The sequence below is a fragment of the Leifsonia sp. L25 genome (genome assembly GCF_050632895.1).
This window is the reverse complement of the sequence record NZ_JBODRZ010000001.1, coordinates 1-14,788: the sequence shown is the minus strand read 5'-3', so window position 1 is coordinate 14,788 and position 14,788 is coordinate 1. Positions and strand designations below refer to the sequence as shown.

The 14,788-nt window shown below is 69.9% G+C and carries 15 protein-coding genes and 2 pseudogenes; 7 read left to right on the top strand and 10 right to left on the bottom strand.

Annotation, left to right across the window (positions count from 1 at the left end; all coding sequences use genetic code 11):
* Entirely contained in the window at positions 1–1,020 is a 1,020-nt protein-coding gene (locus ACRAWC_RS00085; RefSeq protein ID WP_431345923.1) for an LLM class flavin-dependent oxidoreductase, read from the top strand.
* 151 nt (positions 1,021–1,171) lie between these two features.
* On the top strand, positions 1,172–2,125 hold the full coding sequence (locus ACRAWC_RS00080; protein WP_431345922.1) for a hypothetical protein: 954 nt from the start codon (positions 1,172–1,174) through the stop codon (positions 2,123–2,125).
* A gap of 22 nt (positions 2,126–2,147) precedes the next feature.
* Here the strand turns inward: ACRAWC_RS00080 and ACRAWC_RS00075 are convergent, their stop codons facing one another.
* Positions 2,148–2,309 carry a hypothetical protein gene (locus tag ACRAWC_RS00075; protein WP_431345921.1) on the bottom strand — a complete coding sequence of 54 codons (162 nt, stop codon included), beginning with the start codon at positions 2,307–2,309 and terminating at the stop codon, positions 2,148–2,150.
* Between the two features lie 36 nt (positions 2,310–2,345).
* On the opposite strand from ACRAWC_RS00075, the gene ACRAWC_RS00070 reads away from it, so the two are divergent.
* Positions 2,346–3,125 carry an SGNH/GDSL hydrolase family protein gene (locus tag ACRAWC_RS00070; RefSeq protein ID WP_431345920.1) on the top strand — a complete coding sequence of 260 codons (780 nt, stop codon included), beginning with the start codon at positions 2,346–2,348 and terminating at the stop codon, positions 3,123–3,125.
* An 80-nt stretch (positions 3,126–3,205) separates the two neighbouring features.
* Here the strand turns inward: ACRAWC_RS00070 and ACRAWC_RS00065 are convergent, their stop codons facing one another.
* Entirely contained in the window at positions 3,206–5,665 is a 2,460-nt protein-coding gene (locus ACRAWC_RS00065) for a phosphoketolase family protein (protein WP_431345919.1), read from the bottom strand.
* Here ACRAWC_RS00065 and ACRAWC_RS00060 point away from each other — a divergent pair.
* The 4 genes and pseudogenes from ACRAWC_RS00060 to ACRAWC_RS00045 form a co-directional block, all read left to right on the top strand.
* Positions 5,635–6,084: pseudogene (locus tag ACRAWC_RS00060) on the top strand (alpha/beta fold hydrolase); the annotation flags it as partial. The gene ACRAWC_RS00065 and the pseudogene ACRAWC_RS00060 sit on opposite strands and share 31 nt — an antisense overlap.
* A gap of 77 nt (positions 6,085–6,161) precedes the next feature.
* Complete coding sequence (locus tag ACRAWC_RS00055; RefSeq protein WP_431346017.1) at positions 6,162–6,548, top strand: alpha/beta fold hydrolase; 387 nt, start codon at positions 6,162–6,164, stop codon at positions 6,546–6,548.
* A 47-nt stretch (positions 6,549–6,595) separates the two neighbouring features.
* Positions 6,596–7,204 (top strand): N-acetyltransferase family protein, encoded by a 609-nt coding sequence (locus tag ACRAWC_RS00050; protein WP_431345918.1) that lies wholly within the window; start codon positions 6,596–6,598, stop codon positions 7,202–7,204.
* A gap of 10 nt (positions 7,205–7,214) precedes the next feature.
* Complete coding sequence (locus ACRAWC_RS00045; protein WP_431345917.1) at positions 7,215–8,102, top strand: EamA family transporter; 888 nt, start codon at positions 7,215–7,217, stop codon at positions 8,100–8,102.
* A 67-nt stretch (positions 8,103–8,169) separates the two neighbouring features.
* On the opposite strand, the gene ACRAWC_RS00040 is transcribed toward ACRAWC_RS00045, so the two are convergent.
* The 8 genes and pseudogenes from ACRAWC_RS00040 to ACRAWC_RS00005 all read right to left on the bottom strand — a co-directional run bounded on the left by ACRAWC_RS00040 (position 8,170) and on the right by ACRAWC_RS00005 (position 14,637).
* Entirely contained in the window at positions 8,170–9,066 is an 897-nt protein-coding gene (locus ACRAWC_RS00040) for an ABC transporter permease (RefSeq protein ID WP_431345916.1), read from the bottom strand.
* Positions 9,053–9,991 carry an ATP-binding cassette domain-containing protein gene (locus ACRAWC_RS00035; RefSeq protein WP_431345915.1) on the bottom strand — a complete coding sequence of 313 codons (939 nt, stop codon included), beginning with the start codon at positions 9,989–9,991 and terminating at the stop codon, positions 9,053–9,055. Before ACRAWC_RS00035 ends, ACRAWC_RS00040 begins: the two co-directional genes overlap by 14 nt.
* A 39-nt stretch (positions 9,992–10,030) precedes the next feature.
* Complete coding sequence (locus ACRAWC_RS00030) at positions 10,031–11,095, bottom strand: LolA family protein (RefSeq protein ID WP_431345914.1); 1,065 nt, start codon at positions 11,093–11,095, stop codon at positions 10,031–10,033.
* Between the two features lie 136 nt (positions 11,096–11,231).
* Positions 11,232–11,432, bottom strand: a pseudogene (locus ACRAWC_RS00025) (pyruvate kinase alpha/beta domain-containing protein); the annotation flags it as partial.
* A gap of 75 nt (positions 11,433–11,507) precedes the next feature.
* Entirely contained in the window at positions 11,508–11,933 is a 426-nt protein-coding gene (locus tag ACRAWC_RS00020; RefSeq protein ID WP_431345913.1) for an Imm61 family immunity protein, read from the bottom strand.
* Between the two features lie 60 nt (positions 11,934–11,993).
* Positions 11,994–12,524, bottom strand: coding sequence for an Imm61 family immunity protein (locus tag ACRAWC_RS00015; protein ID WP_431345912.1), 531 nt, complete (start codon positions 12,522–12,524; stop codon positions 11,994–11,996).
* Positions 12,521–14,056 carry a glycohydrolase toxin TNT-related protein gene (locus tag ACRAWC_RS00010; RefSeq protein ID WP_431345911.1) on the bottom strand — a complete coding sequence of 512 codons (1,536 nt, stop codon included), beginning with the start codon at positions 14,054–14,056 and terminating at the stop codon, positions 12,521–12,523. The genes ACRAWC_RS00015 and ACRAWC_RS00010 overlap by 4 nt, the downstream gene beginning before the upstream one ends.
* A gap of 38 nt (positions 14,057–14,094) precedes the next feature.
* Positions 14,095–14,637, bottom strand: a complete 543-nt coding sequence (locus ACRAWC_RS00005) for a hypothetical protein (protein ID WP_431345910.1) — start codon at positions 14,635–14,637, stop codon at positions 14,095–14,097.
* Between the last annotated feature and the right edge of the window lie 151 nt (positions 14,638–14,788).

The following is a 14,788-nucleotide window of genomic DNA, read 5'->3' as shown; positions in this document are numbered from 1 at the left end:
GTGAAACGCATCGGCTTCCTCAGCTTCGGCCACTACCAGGCCGTCCCCGGCTCCGTCGTGCGGACGGCCGCCGACGCCCTCCTGCAGACGATCGAGCTCGCGGTCGCGGCCGAGGAGGTGGGCGCCGACGGCGCGTACGTCCGGGTGCACCACTTCGCGCCGCAGCTCGCCTCGCCGTTCCCGCTGCTCGCGGCGATCGGTGCGCGCACCTCGCGGATCGAGATCGGCACCGGCGTCATCGACATGCGGTACGAGAACCCGCTGTACATGGCGGAGTCGGCCGCGGCCGCCGACCTGATCAGCGGCGAGCGCCTCCAGCTCGGCGTCAGCCGCGGGTCGCCGGAGACGGCGCTCGCCGGCTACGAGTCGTTCGGCTACGTGCCGGGCGAGGGCGAGTCCGACGCGGACATGGCCCGGCGGCACACCGCGATCTTCCGAGCGGCCATCGCCGGGGAGGCGATGGCGAACGCCGACCCGCGGATGACCGGGACGAGCGGCGGACTGTCCGTCCAGCCGCTGTCGCCGACCCTCCCCGACCGGATCTGGTGGGGTGCGGGCACCCGGGCGACCGCGGAGTGGACGGCCGAGCAGGGGATGAACCTGATGTCGTCCACGCTGCTCACGGAGGACACCGGCGAGGCGTTCGACAGGCTGCAGGCCGAGCAGATCCAGCGCTTCCGCGACACCTGGGCCGAGATGGGCTGGGAGCGCGAGCCGCGGGTGAGCGTCAGCCGCAGCATCATCCCGATCGTGGACGACGACTCGCGCCGGTACTTCGGCGCGCGGGCGCAAGTGGAGGGCCGCGACCAGGTCGGCCACCTCGACGGCGGGATCGCGCGATTCGGCCGCTCCTACATCGGCGAGCCGGAGAAGCTTGTCGCCGAGCTGGCGCAGGACGAGGCGGTGCGGATGGCGGACACCGTGCTGGTGACCGTGCCGAACCAGCTCGGGGTGGACTTCAACGCGCGGCTGCTGGAGGCCGTGGTCGGCGTGGGGCGCGAGCTGGGCTGGCGCGACTGAGCGTCGCGACGCGCCTCGCGACGAGCCCGCGTGTACCCCGAATGCGGCCCTGTGGGATCTCCGGGCGCATGAGAGGATCGCTGTGCGGTACACCCGAGTTCCGCAGCACAGGCCGTGACGGCATCGTCCGGTCCCACGGAAGGGGTGTGCTTTGCGAACTCGAGGATCGGGTGCTGGGATCATCGCGGCCGGGCTGGCGCTCGCCCTCGGCGCGGTCGGAATCGGGGCGGCCGGGCTCGCCGCCGCTCCGGCGAAGGCCGTGGCGCTGACCGGCGCGTCGACGCCGTCCGCCATCACGGGCATGTGGGCGTGGGGCAACCCGATCGACCCGTCCGTGGACCCGCGCGGCGACGGCGAGGCCGCGTTCGCTCCGAAGGCGCTGGCCGCTTTCGCCTCCGCACACAAGCTGCGCACCGTGTACCTCTCCGTGCCGTGGGCGGCCGACCAGGGCCCGTTCGGCCCGTGGCTGCGCTCAGCGGTCACCGCGCTGCACCGCGCCGGCGTGACCACGGTCGGCGCGCTCGGCGGAGACCCGGCCTGGGCGCAGCAGCCCGACCTCGCCGCCACCTGGACCACCGCGGCCCTGAAGGCCGCGCCCTTCGACGCGGTCCAGTTCGATGTCGAGCCGTGGGTGAACGCCACCGACGACCAGCTCCCCGGCATCGTGGACCAGCTTGCGATGCTGTACGACACCGCGGCGAGCGCCGCCGGGTCCGTGCCGGTCGGCGCCGACCTCCCGTGGTGGCTGGAGGCCAAACCCACCGCGGACGGAAACAGCACGCTGTTCCGGACGCTTCTCCCGCATGTGAAGTCGGTCGCCATCGTCGCCTTCTCCGACCATGCCGCGGGCGATGACGGGATCATCGCGCTGGCCCGTCCCGCGGCGACGGCGGCGGCGAACGCCCGGGTGCCGTTCAGCGTGGGCGTCGAGACCGACTCGCTCGAGGTGGCCGGCGGCCCGGCTGCGACCTTCGGCGACGACTCCGTGAGCGTGCTGGAGTCGCAGACAGCCCTGGTGCGGTCGGCGTTCGGCGGCCTCCAGGGCTACACGGGCGTCACGGTCGAGCACCTGCTCGCCTGGCAGACGCTGATCGCCCGCGGCTGACGCCCGAACGCGAGGCCGTCAGTCAGACCGCGTCGGCTGCCGCGTAGAGCGCGGTGACGTCGATCTTGCCCATCCGGAGCATGGCCGCGTTCACGCGCCCGGGACGCTCGCGGTCCGGGTCCTGCTGCAGCTCCAGCAGGGCGCGCGGCACGATCTGCCAGAGGAACGTTCTGACCTTCTGCATGCCGGTCATGGAAGCGGCGGGCGGTAGCGTAGCGGGATGGGCTACTCCAGTTTCATCGCGATCGGCGACAGTTTCACGGAAGGAGTCGGCGACGACCTCCCGGACGGCCGGCAGCGCGGCTGGGCGGACTTCGTCGCGCTCGGACTGGCGCTCGCCTCGCCGGAGCCGGTGCGCTACGCGAACCTGGCGATCCGCGGCCGCAAGCTCACCCCGATCCTCACCGAGCAGCTCGATCCCGCGATCGCCCAGCACCCGCAGCTCGTGAGTCTCAACGGCGGCGGCAACGACATCATGCGGCCGCGCGTCACCATCGCGTCGGTGGCGACGCAGCTGATGGACGCCGCCGACCGGGTGACCGCCTCCGGCAGCACGATGCTGCTGCTGAGCGGCGCGAACCCGAGCCGGCACCTGCCGATGGGCGGGCTGCTGCGCAAGCGCGGCGACGAGTTGGCGGTCGCGGTGCGCGCCCTGCTGCCCCGCGACGGCGTGCTCTTCGTCGACAACTGGGCCGACGAGACCCTCGAGGACATCCGCTACTGGTCGGCCGACCGCCTGCACCTCAACGCGTTGGGCCACGCCAAAGTGGCGAGCAACGTGCTGACGGCCCTCGGCGTGCCGGTGCCCGCCGAGTGGGGCGTGGACGAGGTGGAGTCCGCGCCGGCCGGTGAGTCCTCCCGGCGGACCGCGGACTACTACCGGCGCTACGTGTTGCCGTGGATCGGCCGGCGGCTCACCGGACGCTCGTCCGGCGACGGCCGCACCGCCAAGATCCCCGAGCTCACGGTCGTCGACCCCGCCTCCGCCCACCCCCTCTAACCACCGAACAGGGGTCGCAACACGCCGTTATGCCGCGTGGATAGCGGCGTGTTGCGACCCCCGTTCGGAATGGGATGGCGTCAGTCGTTGTCGCCGCCGGTGGTGTCGATGCGCGACGAGCGCTCGCCGCCGCCCCATCTCCACTCGGCGACCTCCGGGATGTCCTCACCGTGGTCGCGCGTGTACTGGCGGGCGTGCAGGCGGGCGTCCACCATCTCCTGCCGGAAGGCGGCCTCCCGTGCGGCGAGGCCCGGCACCCGGTCGAGCACGTCGATGACCAGGTGGTAGCGGTCGAGGTCGTTGAGCATGACCATGTCGAACGGCGTTGTCGTCGTGCCCTCCTCCTTGTAGCCGCGGACGTGGAGGTTGTCGTGACCGGCCCGGCGGTAGGTGAGCCGGTGGATCAGCCACGGGTAGCCGTGGTAGGCGAAGATCACCGGCTTGTCCGTCGTGAACAGCGCGTCGTACTCGCGGTCGTTCATGCCGTGCGGGTGCTCGCCCTCGCTCTGCAGGCGCATCAGGTCGACCACGTTCACGACCCGCACCGCCAGGTCCGGCAGCCGGCGGCGCAGGATGTCGGCCGCGGCCAGCACCTCCAGTGTCGGGATGTCGCCCGCGCAGCCCAGGACCACGTCCGGCTCCTCGCCCTCCCGCTCGGTCCCCGCCCAGTCGAAGACGCCGATGCCGCGCGTGCAGTGCGCGATCGCGTCGGGCATGCTCAGCCAGTTCGGCGACGGCTGCTTGCCCGCCACGACCACGTTCACGTAGTCGACCGAGCGGAGGCAGTGGTCGTAGGTCGACAGCAGGGTGTTCGCGTCGAACGGCAGGTAGACGCGGACGATGTCGGCCTTCTTGTTCATCACGTGGTCGATGAAACCCGGGTCCTGGTGCGAGGCGCCGTTGTGGTCCTGCCGCCAGACGTGCGAGCTGAGCAGGTAGTTGAGGGAGGCGATCGGCCTCCGCCACGGGATCGAGCGGGAGCCCTTCAGCCACTTCGCGTGCTGGTTGAACATCGAGTCCACGATGTGGATGAACGCCTCGTACGACGTGAGCACGCCGTGGCGTCCGGTCAGCAGGTACCCCTCGAGCCAGCCCTGGCACTGGTGCTCGCTCAGCATCTCCATCACCCGGCCGCTCGGCGCGAGGTGGTTGTCGGAGTCGATCGGCCAGTACTCGGCGTTCCACTGCTTTCCGGTGACCTCGAACACGTCCTGCAGCCGGTTGGAGGCCGTCTCGTCGGGGCCGAACAGCCGGAAGTCGTCGGGGTTCTCCGCCATCACGTCCCTCAGCCAGCCGCCGAGAACGCGGGTGGCCTCGGCCACCGTCTCCCCCGGCGCCGGCACGTCGACGGCGTAGTCGCGGAAGTCGGGCAGCCGCAGGTCCTGGCGCAGCAGTCCGCCGTTCGCCACCGGGTTCGCGCTCATCCTGTGCTCGCCCTCCGGCGCATGCGATGCGATCAGCGGGACAGGCGCGCCCGCCTCGTCGAACAGCTCCTCCGGGCGGTACGACAGCAGCCAGTCCTCCAGCAGCCGGGTGTGCGCCTCGGTGTCGCGGGCGTCGGCGAGCGGGACCTGGTGCGAGCGCCAGTTGTTCTCGGCGGGATGGCCTTCGATCTCGGCCGGGCAGGTCCAGCCCTTGGGGGTGCGGAGGATGAGCATCGGCCACGCGGGACGGTCGATCAGGTCGCCGGAGTCGGCAGCGGCCTTGATCTCGGCGATCCGGTCGAGGATCTCGTCCAGGGTCGCGGCCATACGCTTGTGCACCTCGCGCGGTTCCTCGCCGTCGAAGCCGCCCGATACGAGGTAGGGCGTGTAGCCGTAGCCGCGCATCAGCTCCAGCAGCTCGGTCTCCGGGATGCGCGCCAGCACGGTCGGATTGGCGATCTTGTAGCCGTTGAGGTGCAGGATCGGGAGGACGACGCCGTCGGACTTCGGGTTCAGGAACTTGTTCGAGTGCCACGCCGTCGCGAGCGGCCCGGTCTCGGCCTCCCCGTCGCCGACCACCGCGGCGACCAGCAGCTTCGGGTTGTCGAACGCGGCGCCGTAGGCGTGCGAGAGCGCATAGCCCAGCTCGCCGCCCTCGTGGATGCTGCCCGGCGTCTCGGGAGCCGCGTGCGACGGGATGCCGCCGGGGAAGGAGAACTGCCGGAACAGCTTCCGCAGGCCGTCCTCGCTCCGGTCGATGTCGCTGTAGATCTCGCTGTAGGTGCCGTCCAGGTACGCGCCGGCGACGACACCGGGGCCACCGTGGCCGGGGCCGGCGACGAAGATCGTGTCGAGGTCGCGCTGCCGGATCGCACGGTTCAGGTGCGCGTAGACGAAGTTCAGCCCAGGGGTGGTCCCCCAGTGCCCGAGCAGGCGCGGCTTGACGTCGTCGCGCGAGAGCGGGCGACGCAGCAGCGGGTTGTCGAGGAGGTAGATCTGGCCGACGGAGAGATAGTTGGCGGCCCGCCACCAGGCGTCGAGCTGATCGAGTTCTGCGTCCGAGAGAGCAGAGGCGGTGCGTGTGGATGCTGGGAGTTCGTTCGACGTCTCGCTCACGCGGGAATCCTACGAGCGGTCCGCTCCGAACAACAGGGGTGGAAACCTCGACGATCGCGACGCCGGCCGGCCCGGTGGTGGTGCGGCACACGCGGCGCACGAACCGGACCGCGACCATCCTCCTGCACGGGGCGGCCGGCTCGTGGACGACCTGGCTGCCGGCGATCGAGGCGGCCGGCGGCGCCGACGCGCTCGACGACCTGATCGTGCCCGACCTCCCCGGCTGGGGCGACTCCCCTGCCGACGTGAGCCGGCTCGACGCCGAGTCCCTCGCGCACGCGGTGGCAGTGACGGCGCGGGCGCTCGGCTACGGGCACTGGCAGGTGGTCGGCCACTCGCTCGGCGGGTTCGTCGCCCTGGAGCTCGCAGCCCAGGAGCCGGCCGCGACGGTGTCGGTGCTGCTCGTGTCCGCCACGACCCTGGGCGGCCGGGGCGACCGGCTGGGGCGGTTCGGACTGCTGCTGGCCTCCCCGGCCTGGCGCTCATGCTGGCCGGGATGCGGCTGCTCGCCGCTGCGGGAGCGGCGGCGGCGCCCTTCGTGCGGGCGCTCGACCGGCTCGGACTGCTCGCGCCGCTGGTGTCCCCGCTGTTCGCGATGCGCCAGCCGCTCACCGTCCACGAGCTCGCGCGCGATCTGCGGCCCTCCGCGTTCGTGCGCGCCGTCGCGTGCGCCCGGCGCTACCCGGCGGCCGAACGCTGGTCGCGGATCGTCTGTCCCGTCCTGTCCGTGCGCGGCGATCGCGATGTCTTCGTGTCCGCGGAGGACGACGCGGGGCTCGCCGCGATCATCCCGAGCTTCTCGGCGCTGACCCTGCCGCACACCGGACACTTCGGGCATGTGGAACGCCCGCGCGTGATCGCCGGCGCCCTCCACTCGCGCTAGCGTCGTCGATCCGCGCCGGGGTTGCCCGTGCGCGGTAGGTTCGTGGCATGACGGACGAGGTGGTCACGGAATCGGTCGGCGCGTCGACCTGGAACGACCTGCAGACTGTGTTCGGCACGAAGGGCGACCCCGCCGGGTGCTGGTGCCAGTGGTTCAAGCTGACCCGCTCCGACTGGGACGCCGCCACGCGCGAGGACACGCAGGCGCTGCTGCACGCGCAGGTGGAGGTCGGCTCGCCCGGCGTCATCGCCCGCATCGACGGCGAACCGGTCGGCTGGGCGGCGGTCGAGCCGTTCTCGGCCTACCCCGCGCTCGGCCGGTCGCCGATCACGCGGCGCCAGGAGGGCGACCCGGAGGACGCCTGGGCGGTCACCCGCTTCGTGGTCCGGCACGAGTACCGCAAGCGCGGCGTCGCCCGCGCCCTCCTCGCCGGCGCACTTCAGCACGCCAGGGAGCGCGGGGCGACGATCGTGGAGGGCTACCCGGTCGACCCGGGGTGCGGCCCTCGCTCACGGCCGCCGAGCGATACCACGGCACCGTCTCGCTGTTCCGCGACGCTGGCTTCGATGTCGTCCGCCGGCCGAGCGCGACCCGCGCGATCATGCGGAGGACGCTGGAAAGCTGACCGCGCCGCCGCGACCCGCCCGGATGACTAAGCTCGGTCGGGTGAGTTCGCAGCGCAACCGGGTCGTCGTCGGAGCAGGCACCCAGGTCGCCACCGAGGTCAGCATCAACTTCGGCTCCTCCGTCGCCGGGCTGCTCATCCCGATCGTCGGCTCGCTCGTCGTGGTCGCAGTGCGCCAGCTCGTCACCGCGGTGTGCATCCTGCCGTTCTACCGCCCGAAGCGCGCGGAGCTGACCTGGACGCGGCTCTGGCCGGCGCTCGCGCTCGGAGTCGTGCTGGCCGCGATGAACCTCAGCTTCTACGAGGCCGTGGGCCGGCTCGGGCTCGGCATCGCAGCGACCATCGAGTTCCTCGGCCCGTTCGCGCTCGCGCTGGCGGGCTCCCGCAGACTGCTGGACGCCGGCTGCGCGGTCGCGGCGGCCGGCGGCGTGGTGCTCCTCACGGCGACAGAGGGCGCCATCGACCCGATCGGTGTGGTGCTCGCTTTGACGGCGGCGGCCTCGTGGGCGGCGTACATCCTGCTGACCCGGCGGGTGGCGACCCGGCTGCCCGGGCTGGAGGGCCTCAGCGTGGCGAGCGTGGTCGCGACGGTGCTCACGGTGCCGCTCGCGCTCGTCGTCGTCGACTACAGCAGCTTCGACTGGCGGGTCGCCGGCCTGCTCCTGACGGCGGGGATCCTCTCGTCGGCCGTGCCGTACAGCCTCGACACCTTCATCCTGCGGCGCATCACCCCGCGGCTCTACGCCGTCATCACCTCGTTCGGGCCGGTGATCGCGACCGTGTTCGGCGTGATCGTGCTCGGGGAGCGCTTCGCGTTCGTGCAGGTCATCGGCATCGTGATCGTGTGCCTCGCCGCCGGGGTGACGATCGCGACCCAGCGCGACCATCCCCGCTCCGCACTGGAGTCGACGGCCGAGACCATCCCCTGAGCGAACAACCTGACAGGACATGCCGGCTCGGGCACGCGTCTGACGGCGTGTTCTGTCAGGTCGTTCGCTAGGAGAGCACGTCCTTCGTGAGGAACCGGCCGATCGCAAGCGCTCCGAAGACCGCCACGTAGCCGGCCTGCAGCCACAGGTTGGACACGAACGAGTCCCACACCAGCGGCGCGCGCAGGAAGTCGGCGAAGCCCAGCCAGTAGTGGCTGAACAGCCACGGGTGGAGGGCGTCGAGCTGCGGGAGCTGGTCCAGCACCTGCGACACCACGGCCAGCACCGCCGTCGCCGCCATCGCGCCGACCGGGACGTCGGTCAGCGTGGACAGGAACAGCCCGATCGCGCACATCCCGAGCAACGACACCACGATGTACAGCCCGATCAGCAGCAGCCGCACGGCCGCGTCGCCGAGGCTCACGACCGTGCCCGACAGCAGCGTGACCGGCCCGATCGGGAACAGCAGCGCGCCGATCAGCGCTCCTGCCAATGCGACGACCAGCGCAGCGGCGACGCAGAACACGGCGCAGCCGGCGAACTTCACCGCGAGCAGCCGCAGCCGGCCGGCGGGGGCGATCACGAGATAGCGCAGTGTGCCTTGGCTGGCCTCCCCCGCGATCGTGTCGCCCGCGACGACGCCGATGGTGAGGGGAAGGAACAGCGGAACGCACACCACCAGCGCGGTGAACGCGACGAAGAGCCCGTTGCTGGTGATCTGGTCGAGGAAGGCCGGCCCCCGGCCCCGTCCGGTGAGCCGCACAGCCACCGCGATGAGAATGGGCACGGCCGCCAGCGCGCCGAGCATCGCCCAGGTGCGCCACCGGCGGAACATCACCGACAGCTCGGAGCCCAGCAGCGCCCAGCCCGCCGCGGGACGTGCACGCCGGGCGCCGACCGACACGACCGGCCGATCGACCGTGGCCGCCGCAGCCTCGACCGGGACCGCCTCACTGCTCGACATCGAAGCCCTCCCCCGTCAGCTCCACGAAGCGCTCCTCCAGGCTGGACGACCGCACGGCGAATCCGCGCAACCGGACCCCCGCGCCGACCAGGTTCGCGGCGAGGTCCTCCACAGCAGGCGAGCCCTCGATGAGCGCCGCTTCCACGCCGTCGCCGCCGGTCTCCGGCGCCAACCCGAACCGGGCCAGCACCTCAGCCGCCGCGGCCCGATCCGGCGTCGTCACGCTCAGGCGCGGGCCGGACGCGCTGCGCAGCTCGTCCAGGGAGCCCTGCGCGACAAGCCGCCCGGTGCGCATGATGGCCGCGTGCGTGCAGATCTGCTCGATCTCCGCCAGCAGGTGGCTGGAGACGAAGACCGTCCTGCCCTCATCGGCGAGCGAGCGGACGAGGTTGCGCACCTCGCGCGTGCCCTGCGGGTCGAGCCCATTGGTCGGCTCGTCCAGCACCAGGAGGTCGCGGTCGGTGAGCAGCGCGCCGGCGATCCCGAGGCGCTGCTTCATGCCGAGCGAGTAGGTGCGTACATGCTTGCCCGCGGCGTGCGTGAGGCCGACGCGTTCGAGCGCGGCGGCCACCCGCTCCGAGCGGGTGGCGCCCGGCGCGTACCGGTCGGCGGTGTCACGCCGGACGAGGTTCGCGGTTCCGGACAGGTACAGCGCGAACGCCGGGCCCTCCACCAGTGCGCCCACGCGCGGCAGCACGGTCGCGCCACGGTCGGGCATGGCCTCCCCGAGCAAGTCGATCGAGCCGGCGGATGGTGAGATGAGTCCCAGCAGCATCCGGATAGTCGTGGTCTTGCCCGAGCCGTTCGGCCCGAGGAAGCCGAAGACCGACCCGCGCGGCACCGAGAGACTGAGCCCGTCCACTACCGCGCGCCCGCGGAACCGCTTGGTCAGCCCGCTCGTCGCGATGGCGGCGGCGTCGCTCACCGCGCGGCGTCCACTGACTCGGCACTCACCGGCAGTCGCTCACTGAGCGGCGGCCTGGAGGGCGGAGACCGGGACAGCGCCCGCGAGCACCCGTCCGTCCGGCGTCACCAGTACCGACACCAGCGAGGTCGACAGCGCACGGCCTCCCCCGACGGACTGCGTGAGCTGGGCGACCAGCGGGTCGGCCAGCGCCTGCGCCGGGACCGTGCCGGCCGGGAGGCTGACGATCGTCGCCCAGCCGGTGCCCGTGACCGTCGGCTTCGGCCGGTTCGTCCCCGTGCTGTGCTCGCCGGTCTTCGGTGCCTGCTCGGTGACCTTCGCGCCCTTCGGCGGCGTGAACGAGAAGACGCTCGCGTCGGGAGCGCTCGGTGTGAAGTCGCTGAACCCGGCCTGGAACGACGGCGAGGAAGCGCCACGCGCGGTCACCTCGACCTGCAGCGGCAGCCCGGTCTGGCCGTCCACCGCGATGGACACCGACCCGACCAACGTGGCGTCGGTGCGCGGCGTCAGCACCAGGTCGTACGCGTCACGGTCGGCGACCTTGGTGTTCGCGCCGAGGGTCACCTCCGTCGACGGGTCGACGGCGGCGAGAAACTTCTCCGCAAGCGCCTGCGGCGTCATCGCGGTTGCGCCCGGCGTGGCCGTCGGAGCCGGCGACGCGCCGCTCTTCTCGTGCGCCGGGATGGTCGCGTGGGTGACCGACTGGTCGCTGGACTGGTAGAGCCAGACGTCCGATCCATTGCGGATGGCGTCACGCTCGGCGAGCTGGTCGAGGAGCTGCACGCGCACCTTGGTGGGCCCGTCGACGTAGACCTTGGCGGTGTGGTCGCCCATCAGCAGCGAGAGCGTGCTCGCGATCGAACTGTCCGTGCTGGAGGAGCCGCCGCCCATCTTCGGGATGCTCGGCAGACCGAGGTCGGAAGTCTGCTCGACGGTGCCTGAGAACGCCTTCGTGTCGCTGGATGCGACCAGCCGGAGGACATCCGCCGGCGACTTCACGGGCAGGTCCGCCGCTCCCGCGGCGAGCGGGATCGCGATCGCACCCGCGGCAATGGCGGCGGGGACGACGATGGCCGGGAGCCAGCGGATCAGGCGGTGCTTCATAGTCCCGAGGATACGCTCGGGACCCCGCCGCCGACCCTTCCGATTCGGTGGGAGAACCGGAAATCATCCCCAGGTATGACACGCCGATCGGACCAGCGCCGGATACGCGGAAGGCCCTGCCGGAGCGGGGCCTTCCTCATCCGCCCCAGAGGACGTCGCCGACCCTGTGGACGCGGATGTCGTTGGTGGTTCCGGGGATCCCGGGAGGGGAGCCGGAAATGATGATGACCTTGTCTCCGTTCTCGGCGCGGCCCGTCGACTTGAGGGCCTCGTTCACCTGGGCGACCTTGAAGGCGCGGTCAGCTGCGAGAGCCTGGCATGACCATGAAGTGCGGCTTGCCCTCCGGGTCCAACACCGACTCGCGAATCTCTTCCGGAGTCAGGGTGACATAGTGCGAGAAGTGGATCAGTTCTAATTGTTCCCGCGCCGGACGGTGCTCTCACCGCTGCGGTGCAACTTGTATCCCGGTCCACCCGGATCCGTGATTGTGAACCCCGGCGCCACCTTGTCGGCCGTGACGGGAATCGACACCACCAGCAGCCTCGGAAGGCGTTCCTCATAACGGAGACTGTCAGCGAAGAAGTAGGTAAGGAACTGCTCCATGTCCGTCAGCAACGGAGAAGAGAACTCCAGGTCCTCGTCCGTATTGGACCGCTGAGCTTGCGTCAGCACCAACTGGTCGTCGTCAATCCGGAGAAAGTTGCGGATCTCGCCACCACTGTTGGCGAACACCCAGCCACCGAACTCCTCCCAGAAAGCGGCACCGTAACCGGCCGGGATCGCAACCTCATTGACCCGATCCACCAACGCTTGAACATCAGCATCCGCAATACTCACTCGGCCGCACATCCATGCACAAGAAGCCCGCGATCACGGAGTTCTTTCACATTCACCGAGTCACCATTGCGCCACCATGAAGTGCGGCTTACCCTCCGGGTCCAACGCGGACTGGCGAATCTCCTCCGGAGTCAGCGTGACATAGTGCGAGAACTTGGTAAGTTCCACGTCATCCCCGCATCGAACGACGCTCTCTCCTGCGTGGTGCAACTCATATCCCGGCCCACCCGGGTCCGTGATCGTGAACCCCGGCGCCACCTTGTCGCGGGTAACCGGAATCGACACCACCAGCAGCATCGGAAGGCGCCTCTTCTCACGGAGCCTGCGACAGAAGTAGTAGGTGAGGAACTTCTCCATGTCGGTCAATAACGGAGTGGAGAACATCAGATTCTCGTCGGTCCTGGCCCGCTGCGCGTCGGTGAGCACCAGCTGACCGTCGACGATCCGGAGAAAGTAGCGAATCTCACCACCACTGCTCGCGAACACCCAGCCGCCGAACTCCCCCCAGTAAGCACCACCATAAACTGCCGGGATTGCAACCTCGTTGACCCGATCCACCATCGCTTGAACGTCAGCATCGCCAATGCTCATCTGGTCGCGCCCTCCTGGACTAGGACTCCGCTTTCGAGGAGCTTTTCGACTTTCACGGGCTTACCTCTCTGGTCTCGGATGAATAGTTGGGATCCGCCGCCGCGCCTGCCGAAGCCGCGATCAATTTCCGAGTACTCGATACTCCACCCCTCGGTACCGGGCGGCCACTCGTCGGCCACACGGTAGGTGTAGTAGGGCTGTTCCAGCGAGTTTACGGGGAGGCTTCGTTGCTCGAACGAGGCCGGCTTCCCGTTCCTCATCACGCCGAGATATTCACCGGTCGGCTCGCCGATCCGGTCCACGGCGATGCCGTGGTCACGGACGTAGGCAGCCAGGTCGTGGTAGTCGCGACGCGTACCGGGCACCGCCCCATCGTTCGGCGGATACCTGTCCCAATGATGTCCGGTGACCGGATCGGTTTGGGCGTCAGTGAAACGTCCGTCATATTCGGCTTTGCTGTACGGGACCCCGCCAGGCCGACTGCGTCCCCACGGAGCGCCGGGGTCGGAGACCAGCTCGAACGTGCCCCGGTTGATGTCGGTGACCGGCGGGTAGGTGCGGTGCGCACCGTGGTCAGCGACCGGTCGACCGTACAGTGCATCACCGCGCGCAGGCGGATTGTTCGGATGTGGTGTCCAGCCGGGCGGCACCACCGAAGTGACCTCACTGCTCACCGTCGGGCCCACGGGGCCGGTGCGTCCTTTCATCCAGTCCAGTGCGCTGGTCGCTGCGCTCGGGGTCGAGAGCTTCACCGATGGTTTGACCAGCCCGGGGACCTTCCCGCCCTTACGGAACAGATCACCCGTTCTGGTGAACTTCGCCGCCGCCACACCCGGGATCAGGACGCTGGCGACCGTGGTGGTCGCGTACCCGATCACATACGCGTCCCCGGTAATGACCTGGTTCCACGTGTTGTTCAGTTCGTTGAACAGCTGGTCGCGTGCGTTCTGGTCGGTGATCAGGGCAGAGACGCCCGCACCGATCTCTTTCACGTTCACTTGCAGGCCGCCGGCGACCAGGTCACCCAGCGCCGCACCGGCGCCGGCGATGAACGCCAGGCGCGGGTCCCCGGACTTGATCGCGGGTTGGGCGATGGTGGCGTCGTACCATTTCCCGACCGCTTGGGAGGCCATCCCGACCAGGTTGAACTCGTTCCCGGTGGCGGCGATCGTGGCGTGGTTGATCGCGTTGTTGATCCCGCCGACCAGCAACGACCCACCGAGGACGGTCAGGCCGAGGGAGAACCCGCCGGTGAACGGGGTCAACCCGATCCCTACCGCGGTGATCACCGCGCCGGCGAGGATCTGTAACCCGTCCCAGAGCAAGTCCCACCCGGCCTGCTCCCGCCGTTCCGCCTCCGCCCGGGCGGCGACATCCGCCGCGTACCCGGCGAACATGCTCTCCCAGCCCTCAGAGGCGACCTGTTGGTTCGCCTGGCAGTACTCGAACATCCCCGAAGTCAGTTCACCCAACCGCGCCAGGGTCAGATCGAAACTCCCCGCCGTATAGGACCGGCCCCGACCGACCGTCAACGACCCGAGGCTCTTCAGAACACCCTTCAGCTCAGCGATCAGCTCGCGGACCTGGTTGAAACCGGGATCCGACGCTCATACGCCTCCCAGGTCTCCTTCTGCGACCGGGCAATAGCCCGCATGCCCTCGAAGTCCTCGACCGCAGCCCCCGCCGCGCGCGCACCAGCACCACCCAACGACACCAGATGCGCCGCCCCCGCAGAGATCCGCGTCAGCTCCCCCTCGAAACCCCGCAACCGGCCCAAACCCGCATCCAACTGGCTCACGTGGGCGTCGAACTCGTCGGCAACGAGCCGGAAATCCCCGTGCGCATCCACCTGGGCATACCCCGCCCAATACACGCCGATCGCGGTCTGGAACGTCGAGACCGCCACCAGCAACGACTGCGCCACCGGCAATTGCACCTCGCGGATATACGCACGCATCGCATCCGCACCCACACCACTGATCTGATCCGACCCGGCCAGAGCCTCCAACCCCTGCGCCAACTCAGCCAACACCTCGATCCGACGGTCAAGACCCTCCCGCAAACCCGGCGACGAAGCCTGCCACGAATCCGCAGAAAACTCCACAACACTCACGAGCCCACATCCCCACGATCACGCATGACCCCATGCTATCCGGGAAAACATGCGCAATTTCTATGGTGCAGTATGCATTTCGCATTTCACGGCCGCCTGCGGATGCGTCGATCGTCCGAATTTCGGAGACTGACCGTCAAAAACGCGGAAG

Bases quoted from the DNA above. Each gene is read 5' to 3' on its own strand.
- ACRAWC_RS00075 (WP_431345921.1), bottom strand. From the start codon at position 2,309: ATGCAGAAGGTCAGAACGTTCCTCTGGCAGATCGTGCCGCGCGCCCTG.
- ACRAWC_RS00070 (WP_431345920.1), top strand. From the start codon at position 2,346: ATGGGCTACTCCAGTTTCATCGCGATCGGCGACAGTTTCACGGAAGGA.
- ACRAWC_RS00055 (WP_431346017.1), top strand. From the start codon at position 6,162: ATGCGGCTGCTCGCCGCTGCGGGAGCGGCGGCGGCGCCCTTCGTGCGG.
- ACRAWC_RS00050 (WP_431345918.1), top strand. From the start codon at position 6,596: ATGACGGACGAGGTGGTCACGGAATCGGTCGGCGCGTCGACCTGGAAC.
- ACRAWC_RS00040 (WP_431345916.1), bottom strand. From the start codon at position 9,066: ATGTCGAGCAGTGAGGCGGTCCCGGTCGAGGCTGCGGCGGCCACGGTC.
- ACRAWC_RS00030 (WP_431345914.1), bottom strand. From the start codon at position 11,095: ATGAAGCACCGCCTGATCCGCTGGCTCCCGGCCATCGTCGTCCCCGCC.
- ACRAWC_RS00015 (WP_431345912.1), bottom strand. From the start codon at position 12,524: ATGAGCATTGGCGATGCTGACGTTCAAGCGATGGTGGATCGGGTCAAC.